The following is a 13,179-nucleotide window of genomic DNA, read 5'->3' on the forward strand; positions in this document are numbered from 1 at the left end:
CTGCGCAATTGCTTGAACTCAGCTGATCAGCCCGCCGCGGCCACCGCGCGTTTGGCCATCACCGCCACCAGGTGGGCGCGGTATTCTTTCGACCCGTGCAGATCGCCGATCATGCCGGCTGCATCGACGCTGAGCCCGTCCAGCGCATCCGGCGCGAAACTGGCGTCCAGCGCCGCCTCGGCCTCGCGCCAGCGGAACACGCCCTCCTCCGAGGCGCCGGTCACCGCCACCCGCACCCCGGCGGCGTATTTCGCCGCAAAGACACCGACCAGCGCAAAGCGCGAGGCCGGCTGCAGGAACTTCTGGTAGTTGGCTTTTTCCGGCACCGGGAAACGCACCGCGGTGATGATCTCGCCCTCCTCCAGCGCCGTCTCGAACAGGCCGCGGAAGTACTCATCGGCGGTGATCTCGCGCCTGTTGGTGACGATGGTGGCGCCGCTGCCCAGCGCCGCCGCCGGATAACAGGCCGCCGGGTCGTTGTTGGCAAGCGAGCCGCCGATGGTGCCGCGGTTGCGGACCGCCGGGTCGCCGATATGGCTGGCCAGATCCGCCAGCGCCGGATAGCTGCCCGCCGCGGCCTCTGCCACCGCGGCATGGGTGACGGCACCGCCGATGGTCAATACGCCGTCATTGTCGCCTATTTCCTTCAGCTGCGGAATGGCGGTGAGGGAGACCAGTTTCGACGGCATCGCCAGCCGCTGCTTCAGGGTCGGGATCAGCGTCTGCCCGCCGCCCAGCGCCTGCGCGTCCTCCTCCGCCAGCGCGGCTACCGCCTCCGCCACGGTCGAGGGTTTCTCGAACTCGAATTCATACATTTCGTTTCCTTTCCGAAAACCGGCTGACCGGCTTTCATCTTTCCGAAAATACTCCGGGGGTATTGGGGGCAGCGCCCCCATGAACCCTTACCCGTTCATCGCCGCCCAGACCCGCGCGGGAGACAGCGGCATGTCGATATGGGTGACGTTCTTGCCGCCCGACTGCAGCGCGTCGATCACCGCGTTGACCACAGCCGGCGGCGAGCCGATGGCGCCGGCCTCGCCGCAGCCCTTCACTCCCAAGGGGTTGTGGGTGCAGGGAGTCTGGCAGGAGTGATCCACCTGGTAGAACGGCACATCATCGGCCCTGGGCATCGCGTAATCCATGTAGGAGGCCGACAGCAGCTGGCCGTCTTCGTCATAGGCGGCGTTTTCCAGCAGCGCCTGGCCGATGCCCTGCCCCAGCCCGCCGTGGACCTGTCCGTCGACGATCATCGGGTTGATGATATTGCCGAAATCATCCGCCGCCGAGAACCGCTCGATGCTGACCTTGCCGGTGTCGGGGTCCACCTCCACCTCGCAGGCATAGGCGCCGGCCGGATAGGTGAAGTTGGCCGGGTCATAAAACGCGGTCTCCTCCAGCCCCGGCTCCAGCTCCTCCAGCGGGTAATTGTGGGGGACGTAAGCCGTCAGGCAGACATCGCCCCAGGCCACCGACTTGTCGGTGCCCGCGACGGTGAACTGGCCGTCCTTCAGCTCAATATCGGCGTCGGAGGCCTCCATCAGATGGGCGGCGATCTTCTTGGCCTTGGCGATGATCTTCTCGGTCGCCCGCACCATGGCCGAGCCGCAGACCGCTATGGAGCGCGAGCCGTAGGTGCCCATGCCGAAGGGCACCCGCCCGGTGTCGCCATGCACGATATCGACCATGCCCTCGTCGATGCCGATCATGTCGGCGACGACCTGCGGGAAGGTGGTCTCATGCCCCTGCCCGTGCGCATGGGCGCCGACAAAGACGCTGATGGAGCCGGTGGCATTAACCCGCACAGTGGCGGCATCATAAAGACCCGCCCGCGCGCCCAGCATGCCGACGATGTTGGAGGGCGCGATGCCGCAGGCCTCGATATAGCAGTTGATGCCAAAGCCGCGCAGCTTGCCGTTCTTCTCGCTTTCCGCGCGGCGGGCGGCAAAGCCGGCCACATCGGCGACCTGTTCCAGCTTGTCCATGGTCGCCACGTAATCGCCGGTGTCATAGGTCAGCGCCACCGGGGTTTCATAGGGGAACTCGGTGATGAAGTTCTGGCGGCGCAGCGCAATCGGATCGGCGCCGAGCTCGCGCGCGGCCTTGTCGATGACGCGTTCCAGCTGGAACGTCGCCTCCGGCCGGCCCGCGCCGCGGTAGGCATCGACCGGCACCGTGTTGGTGAAGACGGTCTTGACGTTCACCTGCACGATCGGCGTCTTGTAGTTCCCCGCCATCAGGGTGCCGTGCAGATAGCTGGGCACCGAGGTGGAGAAGGTCGAGAGATACGCCCCCATATTGGCCATCGTGTTGGTGCGCAGCGCGGTGAAGTTGTTGTCCGCATCCAGCGCCAGCTCGATCTTGGTCACATGGTCGCGGCCATGGGCGTCGGAAATGAAGGCCTCCGCCCGGGTCGAGGTCCATTTCACCGCCCGCCCGCAGGCCTTGGCGGCGAAGGTGCAGAAGGCTTCCTCGGCATAGTGGAAGATCTTGGAGCCGAAGCCGCCGCCCACGTCCGGCGCGATCACCCGCACCTTGTGTTCCGGCAGGCCCAGCACGAAGGCGCACATCAAGAGGCGGATCACATGCGGATTCTGGCTGGTGGTGTGCAGCGTGTATTCGTCGGTTGAGCGGCTGTAATCGCCGATCGCCACCCGCGGCTCCATCGGGTTTGCGACCAGGCGGTTGTTGACCAGCTCCAGCGTGGTCACATGCGCGGCGCTGTCAAAGGCCGCCTGCACCGCGTCATCATCCGGATTGCCGAACACCCAGTCATAACAGAGGTTTGAGGTCAGATCCTCATGCACCTTGGTGGCATCTTCCGCCAGCGCAGCCGCCATGTCGACCACCGCGGGCTTGTCGCTGACGTCCAGCTCAATGGCTTCCGCCGCATCGCGGGCCTGTTCCGGCGTATCGGCGACCACGGCGGCGACGATCTCGCCCACGTGGCGGATGGTGCCGTCCGCGATGATCGGATGCCGCGGCTCCTGCTGCGGGTTGCCGTGGCGGTCGGTCACGCCCCAGCCGCAGGGGATGCCGCCGACCTCGGCGAAATCGGCGCCGGTGAAGATTTTCACAACGCCGGGCATTTCAGCCGCTGCAGATGTGTCGATGGAGTTGATGGTTGCATGGGCCACATCCGCGCGCAGGAAATGCACATAGGCCTGGCCGTTCACGTTGATGTCGTCGGTATAGTTCCCGGCTCCTGTCAGGAACCGCACGTCCTCGCGCCGCTTGGGGCTGGCGCCGATGCCGTTATCCTTGGGCATGTCTGGTCTTCCTCCCTGGAGGGTGCTGCCTGTCCGGCGCACCTCTTGGTCAACTTCTCCTTGTTCAGCTCAGGCCGCGGTCCGGCCTGGGGTCGTCATTTCACTCCGCCGCGATGGAGGAGACATCCTGGCCCGAGGCCGCCATGATCGCCTTGACGATATTGTGGTAGCCGGTGCAGCGGCACAGGTTGCCTTCCAGGTAGTCGCGGATCTCCGCCTCGCTGGGCTTGGGGTTGTCCTTCAGGAGCGCCGCCGCCGACATCACCATGCCCGGCGTGCAGAAGCCGCATTGCAGCCCGTGGTGGTCCTGGAACGCCTGCTGGATCGTGTTCAATGAGCCGTCGGCATTGGCCTGCCCTTCGATGGTGGCAACCTCGGCGCCTTCGGCTTCCAGCGCCAGCATGGTGCAGGCTTTCACCGCCTTGCCGTCCACATGCACGACGCAGGCGCCGCATTGGCTGGTGTCGCAGCCCACATGGGTGCCGGTCAGCCCCAGTTCTTCGCGAAGAAACGATGACAGCAGCGTGCGCCCTTCAACCTCGCCGCTGGCAGCCTTGCCATTCACGGTCATGGAGACCTTGGCCATAGTACCCTCCCTTTAGCTTGTTTTTGTCTGGCTGAGGGGAGTTAAGCACGGGCCGCGTGATCCGCGAAGCGTTTTAACGGGGGGGCAGAGGGTAAAATTCGCGTCAGCAGGGCTTACCCATGGTTGTGACCTAACGTCACAAATCCCGCGCTGCAGCGCCGCATTCAGCCTTCTGCATCGCGGCGCGGCATCGGCCGGGTGGGAATCTCCTTCAGCAAGCCGCCGACACCCATCGCAGCGATATCGGCGGAGGTGACGGGAATGCCGCAGATCACCCGCTCCAGAACCCAGTCGGCGCCGTTGAGGGCCGGAGAGCGGGCGCAACCCGGCAGGCCGATCACCGGCTTGTCGTGGAAAGTGCCCAGGAACAGCAGGTTGCCGGGGTCGACCGGCATGCCGAAGCGGGTCACCGTGCCGCCTGCATTGCGCAGGCCCTGCGGGGCCACGTCGTGCGGGTCGGAGGTGGCGGAGCCGGTCAGCACCAGCACCAGCTGCCCCGGAGCGGCGGTGATGGCCTCGGCCAGCGCGTCTTCGCGGTGCGGCACCACCACGCGCGGCGACAGGCTGATGCCCATCCGGTGCAGCCGCCCCGCCATCGCGGCGCGGCCCTTGTCCGGGGGCGTCTCCTTGCTCACCCGGGTTTCGATCAGCGTGGCGGAGGAGACCACCGGCGGCAGCATCCGGATCGCATCCCCGGCGCCCGCGCTGGCACGGCGGACGGCGTCGGCGGAAACCCCGTAGGAGATGATCTTGATCGTCGCCAGCATGCCGTCCGCATCGGCGCGGTGGTAATCCGGCACGGTGGCGACGGTGATCATCGGGTCCACCGCGTTGACCGCCTCCAGCTTGTCCCGGTCCAGCCGCACCAGACCGGCACCTGTGGCATAGAGGTTCACCCGGCCGGTCCCTGCCCCCGAGATGCGGATGCCCTGTGCGGACGGGTCCGGCACCAGCGCATGCGCCAGCGCCTCCGCCGCGGCGTCCTCATGCATGTCGGCGGGGTCGAGCCGGGCTACGGTCAGCGTTTCATGGCCCGCGGCAGAGAGGTCTGCGAGGTCCTCAGCGGTCAGCACCGTGCCCTTGGCGACCTTGCGGCTGGCGCCCTGCAGGGAATGCGCGAGGATGGCACCCTCGGCGTCGTTCAGGGGAACCGGGCCGAACCTCATGGCTGCTTGCCGCGCAGGACGGCGGTCATCTCGGACAGGATCGAGACGGCGATTTCGGCCGGGCTGGCGGCGCCGATGTCGAGGCCGATGGGGCCGTGGATGCGGCTGATCCGGTCTTCGGTGAACCCGGCCTCTTGCATCCGGGCGACGCGGGCGGCGTGGGTTTTCTTGGAGCCCAGCGCGCCGATGTAGAAGACATCAGCCGAGAGCCCCGCCTGCAGCGCCGGGTCGTCCAGTTTCGGGTCGTGGGTCAAGAGCACCAGCGCGGTGCGGGTGTCGAGGCCGAGCTTTTCCACCGCCTCGTCCGGCCAGTCGTCCAGCAGGGTCTCCCCCGGAAAGCGCTCAGGCGAGGCGAAGGCCGCGCGCGGGTCAATGATCACCGGGTCATAGCCGGCAATCCGCGCCATCGGCACCAGCGCCTGGGTGATGTGGACAGCGCCGACGCAGACCAGCCGCAGCGGCGGGTTGTGGACGGCGACGAAGGTCTCGCCGTCCTCCTCCAGCCCGGAGCGGTCCATGCGCATCCGGTCCTTGTATTCACCCCGCACCAGACGCCGGGCGCCAGTGGTGAGGTTCACCTCATAGGCCACGGGGGTGCGGCTGGCGCGAGCCTTTACCATATCCTCCAGCAGTTCCGCTGGCAGCGCAGTGCCGACCGGCTCCACCAGCACTTTGATGGTGCCGCCGCAAGCCAGGCCGACGGCAAAGGCGTCCTCGTCGCTGACGCCGAACTCCAGCAGCCTGTGCTGGCCGTCCTCCAGCGCCTCCAGCGCTTCGACCACCACCGCGCCCTCGACGCAGCCGCCGGAGACTGAGCCCTCGATCCTGCCGTCCCCGGAAACAACCAGCTGCGAACCGGTGCGGCGCGGGGCCGAGCCCCAGGTCTGCACCACGGTGGCCAATGCGGCGCCTGCGCCGGCCTTGTGCCAGTCCAGCGCGGTTTCCGGCGCGTGCTCAAATTGGGCGGTGTGCTGCATCTTGCGTCTCTCCCCGGGCCGCCTGGGCGGCGTTTGCCTTTAAACCTCGGCGCTGGCACGGGAAGTTTCAAGCCGGAAGCCGCCGCCAGGCACAGGAAAGCGCCCGCCATCCCCCTGGCGGGCGCTCCCCTGTTGCCTCTCGCGCGCGGTTTATTCCGCGGGTTGCGCGGCCGCTTTCCGCGGCACCAGCCGATCTGGCAGGGCAAAGGCCAATGCGATGAATCCGAGGCCCAGGATGATGCCCAGCACATCGCCGGGCAGCGCGGTCAGCCCCTCGTATTTGGCGCCCGGCACCGCGCCCAGCGTCACCTTGCCGCCTGCGATGCTGTCCAGCACGCCGCTGGCCTTCCACGCCGGGTAAGTGACCATATAGGCAGCGGCGCCCAAGAGCCCGCCCGCGATGAAGAACAGCGCGTCCTTGCGGCCCGAGGCGGCAGCAACCACGCCGGTGCCGGGGCAATAGCCTGCCAGCGCCCAGCCCGCGCCCAGCATCAGCCCGCCGATGAAGACGCCGGCATAGGCCGCCTTGACCGACATGTGGCCGGCATCGGCCAGCCCCGCCATCTGGCCCCCGAACATCAGCACCGAGCCGGTGCCGATCGCCAGCAGGATGGCCTTGGCCAGGTTCACATTGGTGAGGTTCAGCATCTTGCCGATATAGGTCGGGTTGGAGGCCCCGATCCGGTCCAGCACCGCGCCGAAGGCGGCGCCGACCGCGATTGCAAGGATGATGGTTGTCATGGCTCAGGCCTCCTTCTTGAACAGCATCAGCGAGACGGGGATGGCGGCGGCAAAGGCACCGGCGGCGAAAATGTATCCCGACAGTGCGGTCTGCATCATGCCGGACATCATGTGGCCGGAGGTGCAGCCGCCCGCCAGCCGCGCGCCGTAGAGCACGATGAAACCGCCAAGGAAGGCCGCGGCATAGCGTTTCGCGGGGCTGTCCCCGAAATTGGCGCGCCACAGGGCGGGAAGGCTGCGCTCCGCGCCCGTGATGCCGCCGCGCAGCCTGGCGGAGATCAGCCCGCCCAGCGCCATCGCCAGCACGAAGACAAAGCTGTAGTTCAGCGGATTGGCGATGGATTTCGCGTATTTGCCATCCGATTTCGCCAGATAGGCGTTGGTGGAGGTGGCGCCCTCGGAGGTCTCCGTCACCAGCTGCGGGTTCACGGCGTCCGCGATGATACCGTCTAGGATAACGAACTGGGTGGATACCCCGATGGGTTTGACCAGCAGCACCGCCAGGAAAAACACCAGCCCCAGCAAGAGCCCCCCGGCTTTCCAGTTGAGTGGCATGGGATCTCCTTTCGCACATTACATTCTATTTTCAGAATATATTAGAGCGATAAGGGGCGGATTGATTCAGATCAAGTCACATTCTCTTTTTTGAATTTATTTACGCCGGGTCACAACAGCGCCATCAGCCGGGCCTTTTCGCCCGCATCGGAGGGGCTGGAGATCACCTGCGCCAGATCCTGCAGCGAGGCGATGGAGTGGCCGGCGCGGAAGCTGTCTGCATAGGGCAGCATGGCGCGGATGCCCTGCGCCTTGGGGGCGAAGCCGTCCCAGCGCAGCAGCGGGTTCAGCCAGATCAGGCGGCGCGACGACAGCTGCAGGCGCTGCATTTCGCGCGCCAGCCCATCCGGATCGCCGCGGTCCAGCCCGTCGGTGATCAAGAGCACCACCGCCCCCTGCCCCATCACCCGGCGCGACCAGTCGCGGTTGAAGGCATGCAGGCAGTCGCCGATGCGGGTGCCGCCCTCCCAGTCCTGCGCCTCGGCCCCCGCCGCGGCCAGCGCCGCGTCCACGTCGCGCTGCGCCAGGTGGCGGGTGATATTGGTGAGGCGGGTGCCGAAGGTGAAGCCGTGCACCCGTGCCCAGCCCTGCCCCTTGGCGTTGGCGGCGGCATGCAGGAAATGCAGGATGATGCGGCTGTACTGGCTCATCGAGCCGGAAATATCGCAGAGCACCACCAGATTGGGCCAGCGGATGCGGCGCTTGGCGCGGGCGATGGTTTGCAGGTCGCCGCCCTGCCGGGCGGCCTTGCGCAGGGTGCGGCGCCAGTCTGCCCGGTGCCCGCGCGGCGCCGCCATCAGGCGGCGGGACTGGATCGGCGTCACCGGCAGGGTGAGCTGCGCCAGGATCCGCTTGGCGGCGGCGATCTCCGCCGTGCTCATCTGTTCGAAATCAAGGGTTTTCAGGCGTTCCTCTGCCGAGATTGTGCGGGAGGCGTCGATGTCGATTTCGGTGCCTTCCGGCTCCTCCGCCGGAGCATCAGGCTGTTCCAGCATGCCGTCCAGCAAAGCCTCTGCCGCGCGTTTCTCGGCAGGTTTGGCGGGGTGTTCCTGCTGCACGCCGCGGATCGCCGGCAGCATCGCGGCCATCATGTGCTCCAGGTAGCGGGGATCGCGCCAGAACAGGCGGAAGACCTGGGCAAAGACGGTGCGCTGTTCCGGCTTGGTGACGAAACAGGCGTGCAGCGCCCAATAGAAATCCTGACGGCTGGTGAAACCCGCAGCGGCCACTGCCTGCACCGCGTCAAGCACCCTGCCGGGGCCGATCGGCAGCCCGGCCTTGCGCAGCGCCCGGGCGAAATGGGTGATGTTGCGGACCAGCTTGGGGTTGTCCGGCAGGGGGAGCGGCGGGTAGTCAGGCATTACCTATCATGGGGGCGCTGCCCCCATACCCCCGGAGTATTTCCGCAAAGAAGAAGCATCAGGCCGCGTCCAGGCTTTCCCTGGCCTGGTCGAGGATGCGCTTGGCCTCGGAGCCGTGCAGGCGGGCGATGTCGTCCTGGTATTTCAGAACTGCGCCCAGGGTGTCGGCGATCACCTCGGGGCTGAGGGCGATGACGTCGAGCGCCAGCAGGCAGTTGGCCCAGTCGATGGTTTCCGCCACCCCCGGTTTCTTGAACAGGTCCTCGGTGCGCAGGGCCTGCACGAAGGCGACAATCTCGCGGCTGAGCTGCTGGCTGGCCTCCGGCGCGCGGGCGTTCAGGATGTCCACCTCGCGGTCGAAATCGGGGTAGTCGACCCAGTGATAGAGGCAGCGGCGCTTCAGCGCGTCGTGCACCTCCCGCGTGCGGTTGGAGGTGAGGATCACTATCGGCGGCTCCGGCGCGTGGATGGTGCCGAGTTCGGGGATCGTCACCTGGAAATCGCTGAGCGCCTCCAGCAGGAAAGCCTCAAACGGTTCGTCGGTGCGGTCCAGCTCGTCGATCAGCAGGACGGGGGCGCCGTGCTCGTCAGGGCGCATCGCCTGCAGCAGCGGGCGTTCGATCAGGTAGTCGGCAGAGAAAAGTTCGTTCTGCAGCGCGGCACGATCAGCGCTGCCGGCGGCCTCGGCGGTGCGGATCGCCACCATCTGGGCGGCGAAGTTCCATTCATAGACGGCGCTGGCGGCATCCAGGCCCTCGTAGCATTGCAGCCGGATCAGGCGGCGGCCGAGGCCCGCGGCCAGCGCCTTGGCGATCTCGGTCTTGCCGGTGCCGGCCTCGCCTTCCAGGAACAGCGGGCGGCCCAGTTTCAGCGACAGGAATACCACCGTGGCCAGCGCCCGGCCGCAGACGTAGCCCTGCTGCGACAGCAGCTCCTGCACCTGTTCGATGGATTGTGCCTGCATGCCCGACCTCCCGTTGCCCAGCCCAACAGGCCATGCGCAGGCGCGGCGGTCAAGCCGCGGGGGGCGCGACGCTGCGGCCCGGCTGCGGCGCGCGCGCTCTGGTCCGGAGGGTTTGTATCGCCGCGGCCTTCGGGTAAGACTGGCGGCAAAGCAGTAAAAGGCCGAGGCATGAGCGACACACCCCAGATGCGGTTTCAACCGGCAGCACAGCGCTGCGGGCGGATGTGACGATGCAGGCGCTGGCCATCCTCTGCGTGCGCAACGAGGGCGCTTTCCTGCTGGAATGGCTGGCCCATTACCGGGCCGCCGGCTTTACAGATTTCCTGGTGTTTTCAAATGATTGCCAGGACGGCACCGATGCGATGCTGGACCGCCTGCAGGACATGGGGCAGCTGGCGCATGTGCGCAACGACGGGCCGTATGGCGGCGAGGGCATTCAGTTCACCGCGCTGAAGATGGCGGACAAGCATCCGCTGATGAAATCCGCGGACTGGGTGCTGGTCGCGGATATCGACGAGTTCCCCTGCATCAAGACCGGCGATGGCACCGTGGCGGACCTGCTGGCGGCGCTGCCGCAGGCGGATGCCGTCACCCTGACCTGGCGGCTGTTCGGCAATGGCGGCGCGGTTGCGTTCGAGGACCGCCCGGTGACGGAGCAATTCACCCGATGCGCGCCGGAAGTGATCCACTGGCCCTGGCGGGCGGTGATGTTCAAGACGCTCTACCGCAACGACGGCACCTATGGGAAATGCGGCGTGCACCGGCCCCGCAGCATCCGCGACAAGGCGCGGCTGGAGGCGTTCCGCTGGTTCGATTGCGAAGGGCGCGAGCTGGGCGGGGACTTCAAGACCAAGCGGCTGTTTTCCGATTACGGCCAGGCGAACACGCGGCTGGCGCAGCTGAACCACTACCCCCTGGGCGCGATGGAGAGCTATGTGCTGAAGGCCGACCGCGGCCGCGTGAACCGGCAGGCCGGGCTGGGCATGGATTACTGGGTGGAGCGCAACTATGCCGCCTGCGAGGACCATGCGATTGGCCGCTATGCCGCTGCGCGCGGCGCGCTGCAGGCGGAGCTGATGGCGGATGCGGAGCTGGCCCGGCTGCATGCGGCTTCGGTGCAGTGGCGAAAGGCGCGGTTCAAGGAGCTGATGCTGGCAGAGGAGAACCGGGCACTGTTCACCCGGCTCAGAATGACGCCGCCTGCGCGCGCCCTGAGCGCGGAAGACGGCGCAGAGATGCGCCGGTATGCTATGCTGGGTCTGGCGGCAGAAGGCGGCAGGACGCAGGGCTGAGAGGGAACCGCGGCTGTTCAGGCGGGCAAAGGCCCGCCGACGGCCCGGGGCCAGACAGTAAACCGGCCTCAGTTTTTCCAATTTTAGCCTTATTTGTCACCTAACCGTAAATTAACAAAACCGCCGTTAGGCGTACCGGGGGCATCAAAGGTGGCTGTAATGCACGACGGACTCGAAAATCTGGATGAGGACCTCTCCGGTCTGAAACCGCCCCAGTGGAAGGCCCGGATGGCGTCGCTGGCGGAAGAGCACGGCATGTACCAGCCGCTGGGCGACAAGCATTTCGCCACCTTCATCGACCAGGGCAACACGCTCTTGGTGACGTTTGAGACCATGCAGGGCATCCATAACCTGTCGGACCAGGCGCAGCCCTTGGGGTTCGATCTGGTGAAGAACCTGGGCTGGTCGCATATGTGCGTGGTCTCCGACGGCGACACCTGGTTCCGCGACGAGCGCATTTACGGCTTCTTCGACCAGCTGATCGACGACGGGTTCTTTGACGAGTTCGACAATGTGCTGTTCTACGGCGCCGGCCCCTGCGGCTATGCGGCGGCGGCCTATTCGGTGGCCTCCCCCGGCGCCACCGTGGTGGCGGTGCAGCCGCAGGCGACGCTGGATCCGCGGATGACCGAATGGGACGACCGTTTCACCGAGAACCGGCGGCTGTCGTTCACCGACCGCTACGGCTATGCCCCGGACATGCTGGATGCGGCGGGGCAGGCCTTTGTGATCTTCGACCCCTATGAGCGGCTGGACGCGATGCATGCGGCGCTGTTCGCGCGCAGGAACGTCACCCGGCTGCGGGCCGCCAACATGGGCGGCGCGGTGCAGACCCGGCTGATCGAGATGGAGATGCTCTATCACATCCTGTCGCTGGCGGGCAGCGGCAAGCTGTCGGCCGCGGCCTTCTACAAGCTGTTCCGGGCGCGGCGCAACAACTCCTTCTTCCTGCGCAACCTGCTGGGGCGGCTGGAGCGGGAGGACCGCGGGGTGCTGATGGCGCTTCTGTGCCGCAACGTGACAGAGCGGATGCGGGCGCCGCGGTTCCGCCGCCGGCTGGAAGAGATGAAGGCGCGTGCCGAAAACGGCGAATTCACGATCCCGGAGAAACGCTGAACAGGCTGCGGCCGGGCGCATTCAGCCGCTTTGTTTCCCCGCCGCCATGTGCTAACGCACGCGCATGACCCAGACGCTGACCATCCCCCGCCCCGATGACTGGCACCTGCACCTGCGCGACGGCGCCATGCTGCAGGCCGTGCTGCCTGAAACCGCCCGCCATTTCGGCCGCGCCATCATCATGCCGAATCTGGTGCCGCCGGTGGTGACCGGGGATCAGGCCGCCGCCTACCGCGACCGCATCCTGGCGGCGCTGCCGGAAGGCATGGCGTTTGAGCCGCTGATGACGCTCTACCTGACCGAGGACACCGATCCGGAAGATGTCGCCGCGGCCCATGCCAGCGGCCTGGTCAAGGCGGTGAAGCTCTACCCCGCGGGCGCCACCACCAACTCTGCCTCCGGCGTGCGCGATTTCAACAAGGTGCGCCCGGTGCTGGAGAAGATGGCCGAGATCGGCCTGCCGCTGTGCACCCACGGCGAGGTCACCGACCACGACATCGACATCTTCGACCGCGAGGCGGTGTTCATCGACCGGGTGCTGGACCCGATCCGCAAGGCCACGCCGGGGCTGCGGGTGGTGATGGAGCATATCACCACCAAAAACGCCGCCGAGTACGTGGCGAGCCAGGACAAGGACCTGGGCGCGACGATCACCACGCACCACCTGATCATCAACCGCAACCACATTCTGGTCGGCGGCATCAAGCCGCATTACTACTGCCTGCCGGTGGCCAAGCGCGAGGAGCACCGTCTGGCGCTGCGCGCCGCCGCGACCTCCGGCGACAAGCGGTATTTCCTGGGCACCGACTCGGCGCCGCACACCGACCCGAACAAGGAAAGCGCCTGCGGCTGCGCGGGCTGTTTCACCGCCACCAACACCATGTCCCTGCTGGCGCATGTGTTCGAGGAGGAAGGCGCGCTGGACAAGCTGGCGGGCTTTGCCTCGGAACACGGCCCGGCGTTCTACCGCCTGCCGGTGAACGGCGAGAGCCTGACCCTGACCAAGGGCGACGCACCCGTGCAGTTCCCGGAGAAGATCGAAAGCGGCGACGGGCCCGTCACCGTGTTTGATCCGGGCTTCCCGGTCTATTGGAACGCAGGCGGCTGAGCCGCAAATTTCTTCGAAGAAATTTGCCAGGAAAATTCAAATTTTCC

General features: G+C 66.7%; 12 protein-coding genes. 3 read left to right on the plus strand and 9 right to left on the minus strand.

Annotated features, from left to right (window positions below; translation table 11 throughout):
- Positions 1 to 26: 26 nt before the first annotated feature.
- The 9 genes from AB1A62_RS03145 to AB1A62_RS03185 all read right to left on the minus strand — a co-directional run bounded on the left by AB1A62_RS03145 (position 27) and on the right by AB1A62_RS03185 (position 9,616).
- Complete coding sequence (locus AB1A62_RS03145; RefSeq protein ID WP_366659846.1) at positions 27 to 815, minus strand: FAD binding domain-containing protein; 789 nt, start codon at positions 813 to 815, stop codon at positions 27 to 29.
- An 87-nt stretch (positions 816 to 902) separates the two neighbouring features.
- Positions 903 to 3,266, minus strand: a complete 2,364-nt coding sequence (locus tag AB1A62_RS03150) for a xanthine dehydrogenase family protein molybdopterin-binding subunit (RefSeq protein WP_366659848.1) — start codon at positions 3,264 to 3,266, stop codon at positions 903 to 905.
- A gap of 100 nt (positions 3,267 to 3,366) precedes the next feature.
- Positions 3,367 to 3,852 carry a (2Fe-2S)-binding protein gene (locus AB1A62_RS03155; protein ID WP_366659850.1) on the minus strand — a complete coding sequence of 162 codons (486 nt, stop codon included), beginning with the start codon at positions 3,850 to 3,852 and terminating at the stop codon, positions 3,367 to 3,369.
- A gap of 164 nt (positions 3,853 to 4,016) precedes the next feature.
- Positions 4,017 to 5,018: a molybdopterin-binding protein gene (locus tag AB1A62_RS03160; protein WP_366659851.1), complete on the minus strand. Its 1,002-nt coding sequence runs from the start codon at positions 5,016 to 5,018 to the stop codon at positions 4,017 to 4,019.
- Entirely contained in the window at positions 5,015 to 5,995 is a 981-nt protein-coding gene (locus AB1A62_RS03165; RefSeq protein ID WP_366659852.1) for an XdhC family protein, read from the minus strand. Before AB1A62_RS03165 ends, AB1A62_RS03160 begins: the two co-directional genes overlap by 4 nt.
- Before the next feature lie 150 nt (positions 5,996 to 6,145).
- Positions 6,146 to 6,736 (minus strand): DUF6691 family protein, encoded by a 591-nt coding sequence (locus AB1A62_RS03170; RefSeq protein WP_366659853.1) that lies wholly within the window; start codon positions 6,734 to 6,736, stop codon positions 6,146 to 6,148.
- 3 nt (positions 6,737 to 6,739) lie between these two features.
- Entirely contained in the window at positions 6,740 to 7,291 is a 552-nt protein-coding gene (locus AB1A62_RS03175; protein WP_366659855.1) for a YeeE/YedE thiosulfate transporter family protein, read from the minus strand.
- A gap of 110 nt (positions 7,292 to 7,401) precedes the next feature.
- Positions 7,402 to 8,652, minus strand: a complete 1,251-nt coding sequence (locus AB1A62_RS03180; RefSeq protein WP_366659856.1) for a VWA domain-containing protein — start codon at positions 8,650 to 8,652, stop codon at positions 7,402 to 7,404.
- Between the two features lie 58 nt (positions 8,653 to 8,710).
- Positions 8,711 to 9,616, minus strand: coding sequence for a MoxR family ATPase (locus AB1A62_RS03185; protein WP_366659857.1), 906 nt, complete (start codon positions 9,614 to 9,616; stop codon positions 8,711 to 8,713).
- A 230-nt stretch (positions 9,617 to 9,846) separates the two neighbouring features.
- On the opposite strand from AB1A62_RS03185, the gene AB1A62_RS03190 reads away from it, so the two are divergent.
- From AB1A62_RS03190 to pyrC, 3 genes are all read left to right on the plus strand, one after another.
- Positions 9,847 to 10,908, plus strand: a complete 1,062-nt coding sequence (locus AB1A62_RS03190; protein ID WP_366659858.1) for a glycosyltransferase family 2 protein — start codon at positions 9,847 to 9,849, stop codon at positions 10,906 to 10,908.
- A 159-nt stretch (positions 10,909 to 11,067) separates the two neighbouring features.
- Positions 11,068 to 12,024 carry a phosphoadenosine phosphosulfate reductase gene (locus AB1A62_RS03195; RefSeq protein WP_366659859.1) on the plus strand — a complete coding sequence of 319 codons (957 nt, stop codon included), beginning with the start codon at positions 11,068 to 11,070 and terminating at the stop codon, positions 12,022 to 12,024.
- A gap of 64 nt (positions 12,025 to 12,088) precedes the next feature.
- Positions 12,089 to 13,132: a dihydroorotase gene (gene pyrC, locus AB1A62_RS03200; RefSeq protein ID WP_366659861.1), complete on the plus strand. Its 1,044-nt coding sequence runs from the start codon at positions 12,089 to 12,091 to the stop codon at positions 13,130 to 13,132.
- Positions 13,133 to 13,179: the final 47 nt, after the last annotated feature.

Source organism: Leisingera sp. JC11, from assembly GCF_040704725.1.
Lineage (GTDB): Bacteria > Pseudomonadota > Alphaproteobacteria > Rhodobacterales > Rhodobacteraceae > Leisingera.